General features: G+C 71.5%; 16 protein-coding genes. 11 read left to right on the top strand and 5 right to left on the bottom strand.

All coding sequences use genetic code 11. The annotated features are described in order from the left end of the window. Nucleotides 1–2 precede the first annotated feature (2 nt). Nucleotides 3–431, bottom strand: coding sequence for a 50S ribosomal protein L13 (gene rplM / locus HQN59_RS07395; RefSeq protein WP_176067686.1), 429 nt, complete (start codon nt 429–431; stop codon nt 3–5). A 354-nt stretch (nt 432–785) separates the two neighbouring features. On the opposite strand from rplM, the gene HQN59_RS07390 reads away from it, so the two are divergent. The 3 genes from HQN59_RS07390 (at nt 786) to HQN59_RS07380 (ending at nt 3,717) form a co-directional block, all read left to right on the top strand. Next, nucleotides 786–1,508: a GNAT family N-acetyltransferase gene (locus HQN59_RS07390; protein ID WP_176067684.1), complete on the top strand. Its 723-nt coding sequence runs from the start codon at nt 786–788 to the stop codon at nt 1,506–1,508. A gap of 258 nt (nt 1,509–1,766) precedes the next feature. Further along, nucleotides 1,767–2,624: a DUF2726 domain-containing protein gene (locus tag HQN59_RS07385; RefSeq protein WP_176067682.1), complete on the top strand. Its 858-nt coding sequence runs from the start codon at nt 1,767–1,769 to the stop codon at nt 2,622–2,624. Nucleotides 2,625–2,655: 31 nt separating this feature from the next. Then, entirely contained in the window at nt 2,656–3,717 is a 1,062-nt protein-coding gene (locus HQN59_RS07380) for a serine/threonine protein kinase (RefSeq protein WP_176067680.1), read from the top strand. Nucleotides 3,718–3,837: 120 nt separating this feature from the next. On the opposite strand, the gene htpG is transcribed toward HQN59_RS07380, so the two are convergent. Beyond that, complete coding sequence (gene htpG / locus HQN59_RS07375; RefSeq protein WP_176067678.1) at nt 3,838–5,721, bottom strand: molecular chaperone HtpG; 1,884 nt, start codon at nt 5,719–5,721, stop codon at nt 3,838–3,840. A 173-nt stretch (nt 5,722–5,894) separates the two neighbouring features. On the opposite strand from htpG, the gene HQN59_RS07370 reads away from it, so the two are divergent. The 6 genes from HQN59_RS07370 (at nt 5,895) to HQN59_RS07345 (ending at nt 11,975) form a co-directional block, all read left to right on the top strand. Next, complete coding sequence (locus HQN59_RS07370; RefSeq protein WP_176067676.1) at nt 5,895–6,716, top strand: HipA family kinase; 822 nt, start codon at nt 5,895–5,897, stop codon at nt 6,714–6,716. After that, on the top strand, nt 6,694–7,101 hold the full coding sequence (locus tag HQN59_RS07365; RefSeq protein WP_176067674.1) for a DUF3037 domain-containing protein: 408 nt from the start codon (nt 6,694–6,696) through the stop codon (nt 7,099–7,101). The genes HQN59_RS07370 and HQN59_RS07365 overlap by 23 nt, the downstream gene beginning before the upstream one ends. Nucleotides 7,102–7,207: 106 nt before the next feature. Beyond that, nucleotides 7,208–8,179: a tripartite tricarboxylate transporter substrate binding protein gene (locus HQN59_RS07360; RefSeq protein WP_176067672.1), complete on the top strand. Its 972-nt coding sequence runs from the start codon at nt 7,208–7,210 to the stop codon at nt 8,177–8,179. A 127-nt stretch (nt 8,180–8,306) separates the two neighbouring features. Continuing rightward, a complete protein-coding gene (locus tag HQN59_RS07355; RefSeq protein ID WP_176068423.1) occupies nt 8,307–9,839 on the top strand; it encodes a class I adenylate-forming enzyme family protein in 1,533 nt (510 codons plus the stop codon). Between the two features lie 109 nt (nt 9,840–9,948). Beyond that, nucleotides 9,949–10,938, top strand: coding sequence for a tripartite tricarboxylate transporter substrate binding protein (locus HQN59_RS07350; RefSeq protein WP_176067669.1), 990 nt, complete (start codon nt 9,949–9,951; stop codon nt 10,936–10,938). A gap of 26 nt (nt 10,939–10,964) precedes the next feature. After that, on the top strand, nt 10,965–11,975 hold the full coding sequence (locus HQN59_RS07345; RefSeq protein ID WP_176068421.1) for an aldo/keto reductase: 1,011 nt from the start codon (nt 10,965–10,967) through the stop codon (nt 11,973–11,975). A gap of 7 nt (nt 11,976–11,982) precedes the next feature. On the opposite strand, the gene HQN59_RS07340 is transcribed toward HQN59_RS07345, so the two are convergent. The 3 genes from HQN59_RS07340 to HQN59_RS07330 form a co-directional block, all read right to left on the bottom strand. Continuing rightward, nucleotides 11,983–12,696 carry an RES family NAD+ phosphorylase gene (locus tag HQN59_RS07340; RefSeq protein ID WP_217703954.1) on the bottom strand — a complete coding sequence of 238 codons (714 nt, stop codon included), beginning with the start codon at nt 12,694–12,696 and terminating at the stop codon, nt 11,983–11,985. Beyond that, nucleotides 12,693–13,103, bottom strand: a complete 411-nt coding sequence (locus HQN59_RS07335) for an MbcA/ParS/Xre antitoxin family protein (protein WP_176067668.1) — start codon at nt 13,101–13,103, stop codon at nt 12,693–12,695. Before HQN59_RS07335 ends, HQN59_RS07340 begins: the two co-directional genes overlap by 4 nt. A gap of 126 nt (nt 13,104–13,229) precedes the next feature. Next, nucleotides 13,230–13,997, bottom strand: coding sequence for an SDR family oxidoreductase (locus HQN59_RS07330; RefSeq protein WP_176067666.1), 768 nt, complete (start codon nt 13,995–13,997; stop codon nt 13,230–13,232). A gap of 101 nt (nt 13,998–14,098) precedes the next feature. Here HQN59_RS07330 and HQN59_RS07325 point away from each other — a divergent pair, with 101 nt between their 5' ends. Next, entirely contained in the window at nt 14,099–14,860 is a 762-nt protein-coding gene (locus HQN59_RS07325) for a histidine phosphatase family protein (RefSeq protein ID WP_176067664.1), read from the top strand. Nucleotides 14,861–14,864: 4 nt separating this feature from the next. Further along, nucleotides 14,865–15,773 carry an NAD(P)H-hydrate dehydratase gene (locus tag HQN59_RS07320; RefSeq protein WP_176067662.1) on the top strand — a complete coding sequence of 303 codons (909 nt, stop codon included), beginning with the start codon at nt 14,865–14,867 and terminating at the stop codon, nt 15,771–15,773. Nucleotides 15,774–15,802: the final 29 nt, after the last annotated feature.

The following is a 15,802-nucleotide window of genomic DNA, read 5'->3' as shown; positions in this document are numbered from 1 at the left end:
TCCTAGATGTCGAGCGGTTTGGGCTGCTGCGCGGTGTGCGGGTGCGTGCCACCGGCATAGACCTTCAGCTTCTTGATCATCGCGTAGCCGAGCGGGCCCTTCGGAAGCATCCCCTTGACGGCCTTCTCGAGGGCGCGGCCCGGATGGCGCGCCTGCATGTCCTTGAACTTGGTGCCGTAGATGCCGCCCGGGAAGCCCGAGTGGCGGTAGTACACCTTGTCGTTGGCCTTGTTGCCGGTGACGCGGATCTTGTCGGCGTTGACGATGACGATGAAATCGCCGGTGTCGATGTGAGGCGTGTAGATGGGTTTGTGCTTGCCGCGCAGGCGATGGGCGACTTCACTGGCCACCCTGCCCAAGACCTTGTCGGTCGCGTCAATCACGAACCACTCATGCGTCACCTCGGCCGGCTTGGCGCTGAAGGTCTTCATGGAAGAAAGGTCCGGAGTTGGTTCGACCCGTATGCTATGGAAGGTGGCCGCTGACCGGGCTCGGCGCCGCTTCGAATGGCGGGCTCTCACCTGGCTGCGAAAACCGGCAACGCCGGCCGGCCGCTTGCGGCCACCACCCCGGCCGCGCGCGCTGCATGAGCGATCGGCCAGGATTTTCCCGCGACGGGTGAGCGCAGGAAAGCCCGCGAGTATAGCAGGCTTTCGCACCCCGGAGCCACTCTGAGCGAGCACCGCCCCTCGTGACGCCGGGCACGCGTGCCGCGTGGACAAGTCGCGCGCTGGCCGTCCGCGCTGCGCGCCCCACCTACAATACGGGTTAACCCTGGAATCGACATGAACCACGCGCCGCATCCCTCTTCGGTCCACGACCAGGCTGCCGCGTCCTCGCGGCCCGCAACGGCACTTGGCGGCAACGCGCTGGCGAAGTGGACGTGGGTGCCGATCCGCACGCTTGGCCCGCACCACCGCCCCCGCATCCTGGAACATCTGCGCGCGCTCGACGAGCGCTCGCGCTATCTGCGTTTCGGTTACATCGCCACCGACGATCAGCTGGCGCGCTATGTCGACGCCATCGACTTCGACCGCGACGAGGTGTTCGGCATCTTCAACCGCCGCCTCGACCTCATCGCCACCGCCCATCTCGCGCACGACCTCGGCTCGAAGGACGCCGCCCGGCCGGGGATGTCGGAGTTCGGCGTCTCGGTGCTGCCGCACGTGCGCCGGCGCGGCCTGGGTCGCCTGCTCTTCGAGCACGCGATGCTGCACGCGCGCAACCGCGACGTCGAGAAGCTCTTTATCCACGCCCTGAGCGAGAACACGGCGATGCTGAAGATCGCCCGCGACGCCGGTGCCACGGTCGAGCGCGACGGCACCGAGTCCCACGCCTGGCTGCGCCTGCCGCCCGACACGTTCGCGTCGCACCTGGGCGAGATGATCGGCGAGCAGGCGGGGGAGTTCGACTACCGCCTCAAGCTGCACGCGCACCAGCTCAACAGCTGGGTCGCGCCGCATCGGCACGACGAGCCGGCCGAGCCGCACGACCCCCCGGCAGCCTGAGGCGACACGTTCGGCAGGAGTCAGCGCCCGCGCGCGGTCGCGCGGTGCACGACCCCGGACCGGCACCATCGGCGACGGCGCGACTCAGGCGGGCGAGCGTCCGACGACCTCTTGCACGCGTTGGCCGACGGAGCAGCGCGTTCCTGCCTTCCGTCGGAATTCGGGCTTGTCCCACGCCGGAGCTCGGGGTGACCCCGTAGCATCACGCCGTTCGCGAGCGCCGCACCGTGGCGGCCCATCCTCGCGTCCAGCCCCCACATGGAACCGATCCCCTGGATCTCCGCCGGCGTCGCCGCGCTCGTCGCGGTCGCGCTCGCCGGCTGGCTCGTGATCGCGCAGCGCCGCCGCAGCGCCGGCGCCCTGCCGACCGAATGGGCGCTGACGCCGCGCCCGGTGTTCTCGGTCGACGAGCGCCGCGTCTACCGGCTGTTGCGCGAAGCGCTGCCGCACCACATCGTGCTGTCCAAGCTGCCGCTGGTGCGCTTCTGCCAGCCGACCGACCCGAGCGCGGTGCGCTACTGGTTCGACCTGCTCGGCGGCGCCCACGTGACCTTCGCCGTCTGCAGCCCGAACGGCCGCGTGCTCGCCGCGCTCGACCTCGACGCCGAGAAGAACGCGGCGCGGCGCTCGCTGCAGATCAAGCAGGCGGTGCTTACCGCCTGCCGGGTGCGGTACCTGCGCTGTCCGGCCGACAACCTGCCGTCGGTCGCCGAGCTGCAGCTGCTGGTGCCGTCGAGCGCGTCGGCCGGTGCGCGCAGCCCGCAGCCGGCATCGGCACCGGCGCCCGACCCGCTCAGCGACGTCCGCGACACCCTCTCGAGCACGGTCGCGACGCGCCGTGCCGAGCGCAGCGCACTCTGGCAGGACTCCTCGCTGTTCCAGGACTCGTTCTTCGCCCCCGACAGCCGCCTCGAGGCGTTCGGCAACAGCGACTTCATGCCGCCCGGCGATGGTGTGGCGCACGCGCCCCGCCGCGGCCGCTCGGTCGGCTGGCGCGAGATCACGGCCAGCGACGACGCCGGCGCGTCGACGATCCCCGACGCCCTCCGCTCCCCCGAAAGCGACGCCGGCGACGACGCTCCCGAGCGCGAGCCCGAGCCGCCGCGCCGCCACTGACGCGGCCGGGCGTCGCGCGTACGATGCCGCGATGCACCCCGCCGGCCCCGACGCGCATGACGCCGCGACCCCCTACCGCGATCTCGCGCCGAACCTCGTGCTCGATGCGCTCGACGCCGTCGGGCTGGTCGGCGACGGCCGGCTGATCCAGCTCAATTCGTACGAGAACCGCGTCTTTCAGGTGATGCTCGACGACGGCCGGGCGGTGGTCACCAAGTTCTACCGCCCGGGGCGCTGGAGCGACGCCCAGATCCTCGAGGAGCACGCGTTCGCGAACGAGCTCGCGGCCGCCGAGATCCCGGTCGCGCCGACGTGGCCGCTGGCGATCGACCAGACCTCGCGCGAGGCGCCGCGCGCGCGCCGGCTCGGCCCCACGCTCGCCGCGTTCGACAGCGAGGCCTCGACCTACCGATTCAGCGTGAGCCCGCGCATGGCGGGCCGCGCGCCCGAGCTCGAAGACCCGGCCACGCTGGAGTGGATCGGCCGCTTCATCGGCCGCATGCACGCGGTCGGCGCCGAGGCCCCGTTCGCGACGCGCGAGACGCTCGACCTCGCGACCTTCGGCACCCGCAACCGCGACTGGCTGATCGACCACGACGTGGTCTCGCCCGACGTGGCGACCGAATGGCGCGCTCTTACGGATGCCGTTCTCGCGCGCGTCGCCGACGCGTTCGAGACGGCCGGCACGCGCTCGATCCGCCTGCACGGCGACTGCCACGTCGGCAACCTGCTCTGGACCGATCACGGGCCGCATTTCGTCGACCTCGACGACGCGGTCAACGGCCCGGCGGTGCAGGACCTCTGGATGCTGCTCGCGGGCGACCGCCCGACCCAGCTGCGCCAGCTCGGCCCCTTGCTCGACGGCTACCGCGCGTTCATGGACTTCGACGGCCGCGAGCTCGCCCTCGTCGAGCCGCTGCGCACGCTGCGCATGCTGCACCACAGCGCGTGGATCGCGCGGCGCTGGAACGACCCCGCGTTCCCGATCGCGTTCCCGTGGTTCGAGAGCCCGAAGTACTGGGCCGAGCAGGTGACGCGGCTGCGCGAGCAGCTTGCGGCGATGGACGAGGCGCCGCTGGTCGATCCGGGCTGACGCCGATCGAAGCGCGCGCGTGATCCGCGACAGGCGGCAATCACCGCGCTCGCGCCTGCCCGCACCGCGATCCGCGGCAGGGGCGCGACGCCCAGGGCGGCGCCGCGAGCGAGCCGAGCCTCAGGCCGCAAGCAGCAAGCCGTTCACGCGCTGCACGTACGCCGCCGGGTCCTCGAGTTGGCCGCCCTCGGCGAGCATCGCCTGGTCGAACAGGATGTTCGCGAGGTCGTCGAACTTCTCGCTTGCTTCCAGCCGCCTGACGAGCGCGTGCTCGGCGTTCACCTCGAGGATCGGCAGCGCCTTCGGCGCGTCCTGCCCGGCCTGCTTGAGCAGACGCGCGAGGTGCGCGCTCATGTCGCCCTCCTCGACCACCAGGCAGGCGGGCGAATCGACGAGGCGTGTCGTCACGCGCACGTCCTTGGCGCGCGACTTGAGCGTCTCCTTCAGGCGGTCCAGGGTCGGCTTGAACGCGGTCGCGACCTCCTCGGCGTGCTTCTTCTCTTCCTCGTCCTCGAGCTTGCCGAGGTCGACCGCGCCCTTGGCGACGCTCTGCAGCGGCTTGCCGTCGAACTCGTAGAGGTGGCTCAGCAGCCACTCGTCGACCCGGTCGACGAGCAGCAGCACCTCGATGCCCTTCTTCCTGAAGATCTCGAGCTGAGGGCTGCTCTTGGCGGTAGCGAGCGAGTCGGCGGTCACGTAGTAGATCGCCTCCTGGCCGTCCTTCATGCGCTTGACGTAGTCGACGAACGAGACGCCCTCGTCGGCATGCGTCGACGCGAAGCGCAGCAGCTTGGCGAGGCGCTCCTGGTTGGCGTGGTCCTCGCCGACGCCTTCCTTGAGCACCTGGCCGAAGTCCTTCCAGAACGCGGCGTACTTGGCGCGTTCGGCCTCGTCCTCGCTGTCGGCCAGCGACTCCAGCATCGAGAGCACGCGCTTCGTGGAGCCCTCGCGGATCGCCTTCACGTCGCGGCTTTCCTGCAGCAGCTCGCGGCTCACGTTGAGCGGCAGGTCGGCGCTGTCGATCACGCCCTTCACGAAGCGCAGGTAGACCGGCATCAGCGCCTCGGCGTCGTCCATGATGAAGACGCGCCGCACGTAGAGCTTGACGCCGCCGCGCTTGTCGCGGTTCCACAGATCGAACGGCGCCTTCGACGGGATGTAGAGCAGCTGGGTGTACTCGCTGCGACCTTCGACGCGGTTGTGGGTGTAGGTGAGCGGCGCCTCGGTGTCGTAGCTGATCTGCTTGTAGAACTCGACGTACTGCTCGGGCGTGATCTCGTTCTTGTTGCGCGTCCACAGGGCCGACGCCTTGTTGACCGCGGTCCACTCGTCGCTCTTCTTCTGCTCCTTGGCCTCGGGGTCCCACTCCTCCTTCTGCATCAGGATCGGCAGCGAGATGTGGTCGGAGTACTTGCCGACGATCGAGCGCAGCTTCCAGCCGGCGAGGAACTCCTCCTCGCCCTCGCGCAGGTGCAGCGTGACGCTGGTGCCGCGCTGCGGACGGGTGATGGTCTCGACCTCGAAGTCGCCGCTGCCGTCGGACGACCAGCGCACGCCTTCCTCCGCAGGCAGGCCGGCGCGGCGCGACTCGACCGTCACCCGGTCGGCAACGATGAACGCGCTGTAGAAGCCGACCCCGAACTGGCCGATCAGCTGCGCGTCCTTCTTCTGCTCGCCTTCGAGCGCGGCCATGAACTCACGGGTGCCGCTCTTGGCGATGGTGCCGAGGTTGTTGACCGCCTCGTCGGCCGAAAGGCCGATGCCGTTGTCGGTGATGGTCAGCGTCTTCGCCCCGGCGTCGAAGCTGACGCGGACCTCGAGGTTCGGCGCGTCCTCGTACAGGGCGGAGTTGTTGAGCGCCTCAAAACGCAGCTTGTCGCACGCATCCGAGGCGTTCGAGATCAGCTCGCGCAGGAAGATTTCCTTGTTCGAATAGAGCGAATGCGTGACCAGGTGAAGGATCTGCTTGACTTCGGCCTGGAACGAAAGCGTCTGCTTGTTCATGGTTGTTCGGAGCGGGACGGGTTGTGCAAGCGCGGCATGTGGAGGCGGCGCGAGGCGTTTCAAGGCCCGTCCGCGCGCGGGTTGCGCACCGCGCGATGCGTGCCGCCGGGGGACGCTCGCCGCGGCGGCGGAGGCCGCTCGCGACGACAATGCGCGCCTGCCCGAGCCGCCCCATGCGAACCGTCACCGCCACCCGCTACGTCACGCCGCTGCGCGAGGGCGGATCGCTGCCCGCGATCGTCGAGGCCGACGACTCCGGGATGTACGTGCTCAAGTTCCGCGGCGCCGGCCAGGGCCCGCGCGCGCTGATCGCCGAGCTGGTCGCCGGCGAGATCGCACGCGCCACGGGCCTGCCGGTGCCCGAAATCGTCTTCGTGCGGCTCGACGGCGACCTCGCGCGCACCGAGCCCGACCCCGAGATCCAGGACCTGATCCGCGCCAGCGCGACGCCGGCGGCCGACAGCGGCGAGGCCGCCGCCGACCCGAGCGCCGGCATCAACCTCGCGCTCGACTACCTGCCCGGCTCGGTGACGTTCGATCCGCTCGCGTTCGAGCCCGACCCCGAGCTGGCGTCGCGGATCGTCTGGTTCGACGCCTTCGTGACCAACCTCGACCGCACGCCGCGCAACACCAACATGCTGGTGTGGCACCGCAAGCTCTGGCTGATCGACCACGGTGCCGCGCTCTACGTGCACCACGACTGGCGCGACGTCGAGACGCGTGCCAAGAGCGCGTTCGCGCTGGTCCGCGACCACGTGCTGATCGGTCGCGCGAGCCGACTCGCCGAGGTCGACGCCGACATGGCGGCCGCGGTGACGCCCGAACTGATCGACCGCGTCGTCGCCGCGATCCCCGACTCGTGGCTCGAGGCGCATGCGCCGTTCGCGAGCCACGCCGAGCACCGCGCCGCCTATGTGCGATACCTGACCCTGCGCCTGGCGGCGCCGCGCGCGTTCCTCGAGGAGGCCATCCGTGCCCACGCCGAGCACGTATGACTACGCCATCGTCCGCGTCGTCCCCCGGGTCGAGCGCGGCGAGTTCGTCAACGTGGGGGTGATCGTCTCGTGCGACGCCAAGGGCTACCTCGCGGCGCGCATCGAGGTCGACGAGGCACGCCTCCAGGCGCTCGACCCTGCGCTCGACCTGGCGTCGATTCGCGCCGCGCTCGACAGCATCCCCGCGATCTGTGCCGGCGGCGCCGCGGCCGGGCCGCTCGGGCGCCTCTCGGTGCGCGAGCGCTTCCACTGGCTCGCCGCGCCGCGCAGCACCGCGATCCAGACCTCGCCGGTGCACACCGGACGCTGCGACGACCTCGGCGCCGCGCTCGAGCAACTGCTCGACCGGATGGTGCGCCCGCCGGCGGCGTCGCGCGCATGCTGAATCGAGGGTAAGACCCGGCATTTCGCGAGGCACGCGGGGGCGTGGCCGATGGGAAGATCGTGCTCCGCGGCCGTCCGGTCGCACGACCTCAAGATCCGGAGACCCCATGACCCCATCCTTCAGCCGGCGCCGGCGTCTGCTTGCCGTGGCGGCGCTCGCCTGCGCGGCCGGCCCGCTGCACGCGCAGAGCTTTCCGACCAAGCCGATCACGCTGATCGTGCCGTGGCCCGCGGGCGGTTCGACCGACCGTCACCATCGCCTGCTCGCCGAGCTTGCCGGCAAGCACCTCGGTCAGAACATCGTCATCGAGAACCGCCCGGGCGGCGGCGGGACCCTCGGCCCCGGCAACATGGCCATGACCGCCAGGCCCGACGGCTACACGATCTCGCAGTTCCCGCTCGGCATGCTGCGCATCCCGCACATGCAGAAGGTGCCCTGGGATCCGCTCAAGGACTTCACCTTCATCATGGGCGTGTCGGGCTACACCTTCGGCTTCACGGTCCGCTCCGACTCGCCGTACAAGACCTTCAACGACTACATCGAGGCGGCGCGCAAGAATCCCGGCAAGATCGACTACGGCTCCACCGGCATCGGCTCGTCGCCGCACCTGCTACTGGAAGAGGTCGCGATCAATGCCAAGGTCCAGCTGAACCACATCCCGTTCAAGGGCAACGCCGACCTGCAGTCGGCGCTGCTCGGCGGCCACGTGATGGCGCAGAGCGACGCCACCGGCTGGGACAAGTTCGTCGACAGCGGGCAGATGCGCCTGCTGGTCACCTTCGGCGAGCGCCGCACCAAGCGCTGGCCCCAGGTGCCGACCGCACAGGAGCTCGGCTACAACGTCGTGTCGCAGTCGCCGTACGGCCTCGTGGGCCCGAAGGGCATGGACCCGGCGGTGGTCAAGGTGATCCACGACGCGTTCAAGAAGGCGATCGACGACCCGCGTCACGCCGAGCTGATGGAGCAGCTCAACCAGGAGGTCTGGTACCGCACCGGCGACGAGTACCAGCGCTGGGCGCGCGAGACCTACGCCAAGGACAAGGCGCTGATCGAGCGCCTCGGCCTGGCGGCGAAGTAGTGCGGTGACGGCGGGCGACCACGACGACGCAAGCCCGCGCGCGGCATCGGCGGCCGCGTCGGCACGTGAAGCGTCTGCCGACGCGCCGGCGGCGACGTCGGCTTCGGGCGGGCCCACCCCCGACCCGATGACCGCGGCGCCGCGCTTCCGCTCGCTCGCCGACCGGGTGCGCGAGCACGCACGCGCGCGCCCGTCGGCGCCAGCCCTGCTGCAGGACGACGAGCGGCTCGACTACGCAGCCTTCGACGCCCTGCTCGACCGCGTCGCGGCGGCGTTGCAGCGCGACGGCATCGGCCCGGGCGACGTCGTGGCGATCTGCGCGCACTCGACGCCGCGCTACGCGGCGGTCTTCCTCGGCGCGCTGCGCGCCGGCGCCGCGGTCGCGCCGCTCGCGCCGTCGGTGTCGCCCGAGAGCTTCGCCGCGATGCTCGGCGACGCCGGGCCCGGGCGCCTGTTCGCCGACGCCGCCGCCGCCGCGCTGCTCGACCGCGTGCCCGAGGGCGTGCCGATCGTCGCGCTCGACAGGGCGGCCCGCGGCACGCCGCTCGACGGCTGGCTGATGCCGCCCGGCAGCACGCCGACGCCGGTCGAGGTGCAGCCCGAGTGGCCGTGCAACATCATCTATTCGTCGGGAACGACCGGCACGCCCAAGGGGATCGTGCAGTCGCACGGCATGCGCGACGCCCACATCGAGCGCGGCGCCGCCTACGGCTACGGCCCGCACGGCGTGACCATCCTCGCGACACCGCTCTACTCGAACACCACGCTGGTGGTGTTCTTCCCGACGCTGGCGTACGGCGGCAGCGTGGTGCTGATGGCCAAGTTCGACGCCGCGCGCTACGTCGCGCTCGCCGAACGCCACCGCGCGACCCACACGATGCTGGTGCCGGTGCAGTACCAGCGCATCATGGCGCTCGCCGACTTCGACGCCCACGACCTGACGTCGTTCCACATGAAGTTCTGCACCAGCGCACCGTTCAGCGCCGCGCTGAAGGCCGACGTGCTCGCGCGCTGGCCCGGCGGCCTGGTCGAGTTCTACGGCATGACCGAGGGCGGCGGCACCTGCATCCTCGACGCCCACGAGCACCCCGACAAGCTCCACACCGTGGGCCCGCCGGCGCCGGGTCACGACATCCGCCTGATCGACGAGCGCGGCATCGAGGTCGCGCCAGGCGAGGTCGGCGAGGTGGTCGGCCACTCGCGCGGCATGATGACCGGCTACCACGGTCGGCCGGACCTCACCGCCGAGGCCGAATGGTTCGACCCATCCGGCAAGCGCTTCATCCGCACCGGCGACGTCGGCCGCTTCGACGCCGACGGCTTCCTCACCCTGCTCGACCGCAAGAAGGACCTCGTCATCAGCGGCGGCTTCAACATCTATCCGAGCGATCTCGAGGCGGCCTTGCGCGAGCACCCCGCCGTCGTCGAGGCCGCCGTCGTCGGCGTGCCGTCCGCCACGTGGGGCGAGACGCCGGTGGCGTTCGTCGTCGCCCGGGGCGACGCGAATGTCGATGCCGGCACGCTCAAGGACTGGCTCAACGCACGCGTCGGCAAGACCCAGCGCGTGGCCGACCTGCGCCTCGTCGACGAGCTGCCGCGCAGCGCGATCGGCAAGGTGATGAAGCGCGAGCTGCGCGAGGCGTACGGCCGCGCGCCGTGAACGCGTCGGCCGCCGGGCGCGGCTCGACGCGTGCTCATCCTCATCGACCGGGCACGGCCGCTGCCGCGGAGCTGCGCCGGTCACCCCACGAACATTAACGGAGACACCGATGACCCGACGCCCGATCGACCGCCGCCGCTTCAACCTCGGCCTGCTCGCCGGTGCGGGCAGCCTGGCCACGCCCGCGCTGCGGGCTCAGCCGGCCTGGCCGAACAAGCCGATCCGCATGATCGTGCCGTACACGCCGGGCGGCTTCACCGACGTGACGGCGCGCCTCATCACGCAGAAGCTCCAGGAGCGGCTCGGTCAGACCATCGTGATCGACAACAAGCCGGGCGCCAACAGCATCATCGGCGTCGACCTCATCGCCAAGGCGCCGCCCGACGGCTACACGTTCGGCGTGGTGATCGCGGCCTACGCCGCCAACACCTCGCTCTACCCCAAGCTGCCGTACGACCCGCGCAAGGATTTGGCGGCGGTGTCGCTGATCGGCATCTCGCCACTGCTCGCCGCGGTCAACAACGACGCGCCGTTCAAGACCGCACGCGAGCTCGTCGACTACGCCCGGCGCAACCCCGGCCGGGTGAGCTTCGGGTCGAGCGGCAACGGCTCGGCGGCGCACCTCACCACCGAGCTGCTGAAGGCGCAGACCGGCACCTACATGGTCCACATCCCGTATCGCGGTGCGGCCCCGGCGCTCACCGACCTGATGGGCGGCCAGATCCAGCTCTTCTTCGACGCCGCGTCGGGGCTCATCAACCCCGGCAAGGCCGGGCGCGTGCGCCTCATCGGCATCTCGAGCGACCGGCGCCTGCCGGCCGCGCCCGACGTGCCCACGTTCATCGAGCAGGGCTTTCCCAACTTCACCGGCAGCACCTGGGCCGGCATCCTCGCGCCCGCCGGCACGCCACGCGAGATCGTCAGGCGCGTCGCCGACGAGGTCGCTCGCATCGTGCGCATGGACGACGTGAAGGGACGCCTCGACGGCATGGGCACGATTCCGGTCGGCGGCACGCCCGAGGAGTTCGACTCGTTCATCGCCGCCGAGACCGCCAAGTGGGGCGCGGTGATCCGCAACGCGAAGGTGACGCCGGAATGAGCGAGGCCGCCGAAGACGAGCGCCGCATGCGCTACCGGCCGCTCGGCGCGAGCGGCCTGCGGGTCGCGCCGCTCTGGCTCGGCGCAATGATGTTCGGCGACCAGACCGGCGAGGCCGAAGCGGCATCCATCGTCGATGCGGCGCGCGACGCCGGCGTCAACGCGATCGACACCGCCAACTCGTACGCCGACGGCGAGTCGGAGCGCATGGTCGGGCGTCTGGTCGCGCGCGACCGCGAGCGCTGGGTCATCGCGACCAAGCTCTTCAACCGCATGGGCCCGGGGCCGAACGACCGCGGCACCTCGCGCCGTCACGTGCTGCAGGCGGTCGACGCGAGCCTGGCGCGGCTCGGCACCGACTCGATCGACGTGCTGTACCTGCACCGGGACGACGCCGGCACCCCGCTCGAGGAGACGCTGACCGCGATCGCTCACCTGGTCGAGCGCGGCAAGGTGCACTACTTCGGCCTGTCGAACTTTCGCGCCTGGCGGGTCGCCCGCGCCGTCGAGCTGTGCAGCGTGATGGGCATCGGGCAGCCGATCGTCTGCCAGCCGCCGTACAACGCGATGTCGCGCGCGATCGAGCTCGAGCTCCTGCCGTGCTGCGCGGCCTACGGCGTCGGCGTGGTCGCCTACAGCCCGCTCGCGCGCGGCGTGCTGAGCGGCAAGTACCGGCCCGATGCGGCACCGCCCGAGGGCTCGCGCGCGGCACGCAACGACCCGCGCATGCTGCAGACCGAGTTCCGCCCCGAGTCGGTCGCGCTCGCCGAGCGCATCGCCGCGCACGCCGCCGCGAAGGGTCGCACGCCGCTGCAGTTCGCGATCGGCTGGGTGCTCAACAACCGGCTGGTCCACGGTCTTATCGGCGGGCCGCGCACGCTCGCGCAGTGGAACGACTACCTGGCGGCACTTCACGTGCCGTTCGACGCCGACGACGAGGCGCTCGTCGACTCGCTCGTCGCGCCCGGCCATGCGTCGACGCACGGCTACACCGATCCCGCGTACCCGGTGACGGGCCGGGTGCCCCGCACGGGCTAGCGACGGCTTACGGCTTCACCGGCTGCGGCGCCTTCTTCTCGTACCAGTGCGAGATGCGCTCGCCGTCCCAGTGCAGCGCGATGTGCGAAGCGGCCTTGGCGTTGCGCAACGCCTTCGGGCGCAGCAGCGCGACGCATTCGCCGCCCGCATGGCGCACGCTCGGGAAGCGGATGCCCCAGCTCCGGTGCTCGCGCAGGTCGCGCCCGACGCGTTGCGAGGCGGCGTAGCTGTCGGGGTCGAGCGCGGCCGACCAGTCCTCGCCGGCCGGTGCGGTGCCGCGCAGATCGTGCAGGTCGGCGTCGACCGTCGCGGTGATGAGGCGCATGTCGACATCGATCGCCGGCTCCGCGGTGCGGCGCAGGAACACCGCGCGGTGGTGGCTCACCTCGATCACCGACGTTTCCAGCGTGTCGGCGGCGTAGTAGACGCCGTAGGTGCCGTCCGAGAAGCGCGAGCCTTCCGGGTTCAGGTGGGTGAACGCAGCCATGATTGGCGTGCTGCCCGGACCGCTGACGCGCTCGGCCGGCTCGACCAGACGCACCTCGCCGGCTTCGTCGCGCAGGCGTGGATTGGCCAGCGCCTCGATCGCGAACACCACGTCGAGGTCGGCCGGGTCGGCGATCGCGTCGTAGAGGCCCACCGTGGGGTAGCGCGACGGGATCAGCCGGTACGACGCCTTCCAGAGCGTGTGCTCGACCGGGATGCGGGTGACGTCGATCAAGCCTTGCCCCCGCGCTGCGCGTCGAGGTACTGGCGCACCACGAAAAGGTCGGCGACCTGCCCGCCGAGCATGCGGTCGAGCGCCGAGCCGCCGCCGAACAGCGGCGCGGTGTTGGGCTTCCTGACCCATTCGTTGGCGCGCTGCGGCACCGGCAGCAGGATCTGCAGCGCCGCGTAGATGCCGAACAGGTGCGACAGGCGTTCGAGAACGTGGCGGTCCAGCGGCGCGACCTTGCCCTGCTTCCACTGGTGGAGCGTGGTGCGGGCGACGCCGAGCACGCGCGTCTGCTCGGTGACGCTGAGGCCCCACGCGTCGGCCAGGCGGAAGAACGTCCGCAACGCGGCGGCGGCAGCACCTGCCGATTCGAGGTCGACGTGCCGCGCGGTCGGCTTCGGGAGTGCACTCATCGGGGCCTCGCTCGCATCCGGCGCTCTGCCGGGGTCGCGCCATGTTAGTTCGTCGGTGAACAAGAAGCAAGTGAATGTCCACCGACGAACAATGGCGAAGGCGCTCGGGCCGCACCGCCGGAGCCGCTAGCGCGCGTGCGTCACCCCGCCGTCGACCACCAGCGTCTCGCCGACCACGTAGTCGCCGGCGCGCGACGCCAGGTAGACCGCGGCACCGACGATGTCGTCGGCGCGCCCGATGCGCCGCGCCGGGATGCGCGCCGCGACCTCGTCGGCGTGGTCGCGCGCCGCCCGGTTCATGTCGGACGCGAACGCGCCGGGCGCGATCGCGCTGACGACGATGTTCTCGGCCGCCAGGCGCAGCGCCATGCGCCGCGTCAGGTGCACGAGGCCGGCCTTGCTCGCGGCGTACGAATAGGTCTCGAGCGGATTCACCGAGAGACCGTCGATCGACGCGATGTGGATCACCTTGGCCGGCCGCTCGGCACTCGCCGCGGCACGCAGCAGCCCGGCGAACGCCTGCGTCACGAAGAACGGTGCCTTCAGGTTGGTGTCGACCACCTTGTCCCAGCCCGCTTCGGGGAAGCTGTCGAAGGGTTCGCCCCAGGCCGCGCCGGCGTTGTTGACGAGGATGTCGAGCGAGCCCTCGTGCGCCGCATAGGCGTCGCGCAGGGCGTGGATGCCCTCCAGCGTGCCGACGTCGGCCGGCAGCGCCACGCACGGCCCGAGCGCCGCCAGCTCGCGCGCGGTGGCCTCGCACACGGCGGCCTTGCGCGACGAGATGTAGACGCGACAGCCGCGCGCCAGGAAGCCGGCCGCGATCGTGCGGCCGAGACCGCGCGAACCGCCGGTCACGAGGGCGCTGCGTCCGTGCAGCGAGAACAGGTCGTCCATGGCAAAGTCCTCCGGGCACGCGGGCGTCGCGCCGGACGATTGTGGCGAGCCACCCGGCCACGGGTATGCGGGTTGCCCCAGCGCGGCGAAGGAGGCTTGGCTTGGAGCAGAAATGGCCGCACACCCTGTGGGTGGTGCGACACGGACAAAGCGCCGGCAACGTCGCGCGCGAGGAGGCCGAGGCCGCGAGGCTGGCGACCATCGACATCGCGACGCGCGACGTCGATGTGCCGCTGTCGGCGCTCGGCGAGCGCCAGGCCGATGCGCTCGGCCACTGGTTCGGCGAGCTGCCCGAGGGCGAGCGCCCCGACGCCGTGCTGTGCTCGCCGTACGTGCGGGCGCGCGCCACCGCGCGCCACGTGCTCGACGCCGCCGGCCTCGCGGACGTGCCGCTGGTGATCGACGAGCGCCTGCGCGAGAAGGAGTTCGGCATCCTCGACCGCCTCACCACCTTCGGCATCCGCGAGAAGTACCCGGAGCTGTCGGCGCAGCGCACCCACGTCGGCAAGTTCTATTTCCGCCCGCCGGGCGGCGAAAGCTGGTGCGACGTGATCCTGCGGCTGCGCAGCTTTCTCGAGATGGTGACGCGCGAGTACCGCCGCGAGCGGGTGCTGGTGGTCGCGCACCAGGTCACCGTCAACTGCATGCGCTACCTGCTCGAGCGTCTCGACGAGGCGCAGATCCTCGACATCGATCGTCAGGCCGACGTGCCGAACTGCGGCGTCACCTCGTACGAGTTCGACCCTGCCGCGGGTCACCACGGCAAGCTGGTGCTCAGGCTGCAGAACTTCGTCTCGCCGCTGCGCGAAGCGGGCGCGCCGGTGACTGTCGAGCCGGACGTGCCGGCGGCACCGAAAGCCTGAGCCGATGGCGCCCGAGCGCGAGACACCCGACACCCCCGCGATCGTCGATGTCGACGACGCCCTGCTGCGCGACTGGGCGCTGCCGATGCCGCCGCACGACGGCGACAAGGAAGGCCGCGGCCGCACCATCGTGGTCGCCGGCAGCACCGAGATGCCCGGCGCGGCATGGCTGGCGGGCATCGCCGCCCTGCGCGCCGGCGCCGGCAAGCTGACGCTGGCGGTGCCGGCGAGCGTGGCGCCCGGGCTCGCGCTGCTGATGCCGGAGGCACGCGTCGTCACCCTCGCCGACCCGGTGCACGAGACCGACGCCGCGCATCCGCTCACCGAGCTGCTGTCGCGCTGCCAGGCGCTTCTCATCGGCCCGGGCATGCAGGGCGAGGACGCGGTCTGCCGCGCCTGCGAGCATTGGCTGGGCGCCGAGGGCGACTACGCCGTGATCCTCGACGCGTCGGCGATGGGCGCGGTGACCGGTCCGCGCCGCGAGGGGCGCCCGGTGCTCGTGACCCCGCATGCCGGCGAGATGGCGCACCTCACGGGCCTTTCGAAGGACGAGATCAAGGCCGACCGCGAGCGCACCGCGCGCGAGGCGGCGCGGCGCTGGAACGCGGTGGTGGCGCTCAAGGGCGCGACCACCGTGATCGCCGCGCCCGACGGCCGCACCTGGCGCCACGACGGCGGCAACGCCGGCCTCGCGACCTCGGGCTCGGGCGACACGCTCGCCGGGATCATCGCCGGCCTCGCGGCACGCGGCGCCCCGCTCGAGCAGGCCGCCGTCTGGGGCGTCGCCCTGCACGCGCGCGCCGGCAGCGAGCTCGCGAAGCAGCAGGGGCCGCTCGGCTACCTCGCGCGCGAGGTGCCGGGCGAGATCCCGCGCCTGATGCACCGGCTCGGCGGCGCGACCGACCCGGGCTGAGCGCGTGCCGGCCCGCCGGCGAAGAACAC

The organism is Rhizobacter koreensis, from assembly GCF_013366375.1.
Lineage (GTDB): Bacteria > Pseudomonadota > Gammaproteobacteria > Burkholderiales > Burkholderiaceae_C > Schlegelella_A > Schlegelella_A koreensis.
This window is presented reverse-complemented; position numbering and strand designations above follow the sequence as displayed.

Excerpts from the sequence above, each read along its gene's own strand:
- rplM (WP_176067686.1), bottom strand. The coding sequence starts at position 431 with ATGAAGACCTTCAGCGCCAAGCCGGCCGAGGTGACGCATGAGTGGTTC.
- HQN59_RS07390 (WP_176067684.1), top strand. The coding sequence starts at position 786 with ATGAACCACGCGCCGCATCCCTCTTCGGTCCACGACCAGGCTGCCGCG.
- HQN59_RS07385 (WP_176067682.1), top strand. The coding sequence starts at position 1,767 with ATGGAACCGATCCCCTGGATCTCCGCCGGCGTCGCCGCGCTCGTCGCG.
- HQN59_RS07380 (WP_176067680.1), top strand. The coding sequence starts at position 2,656 with ATGCACCCCGCCGGCCCCGACGCGCATGACGCCGCGACCCCCTACCGC.
- htpG (WP_176067678.1), bottom strand. The coding sequence starts at position 5,721 with ATGAACAAGCAGACGCTTTCGTTCCAGGCCGAAGTCAAGCAGATCCTT.
- HQN59_RS07370 (WP_176067676.1), top strand. The coding sequence starts at position 5,895 with ATGCGAACCGTCACCGCCACCCGCTACGTCACGCCGCTGCGCGAGGGC.
- HQN59_RS07360 (WP_176067672.1), top strand. The coding sequence starts at position 7,208 with ATGACCCCATCCTTCAGCCGGCGCCGGCGTCTGCTTGCCGTGGCGGCG.
- HQN59_RS07355 (WP_176068423.1), top strand. The coding sequence starts at position 8,307 with ATGACCGCGGCGCCGCGCTTCCGCTCGCTCGCCGACCGGGTGCGCGAG.
- HQN59_RS07350 (WP_176067669.1), top strand. The coding sequence starts at position 9,949 with ATGACCCGACGCCCGATCGACCGCCGCCGCTTCAACCTCGGCCTGCTC.
- HQN59_RS07345 (WP_176068421.1), top strand. The coding sequence starts at position 10,965 with ATGCGCTACCGGCCGCTCGGCGCGAGCGGCCTGCGGGTCGCGCCGCTC.
- HQN59_RS07335 (WP_176067668.1), bottom strand. The coding sequence starts at position 13,103 with ATGAGTGCACTCCCGAAGCCGACCGCGCGGCACGTCGACCTCGAATCG.
- HQN59_RS07330 (WP_176067666.1), bottom strand. The coding sequence starts at position 13,997 with ATGGACGACCTGTTCTCGCTGCACGGACGCAGCGCCCTCGTGACCGGC.
- HQN59_RS07320 (WP_176067662.1), top strand. The coding sequence starts at position 14,865 with ATGGCGCCCGAGCGCGAGACACCCGACACCCCCGCGATCGTCGATGTC.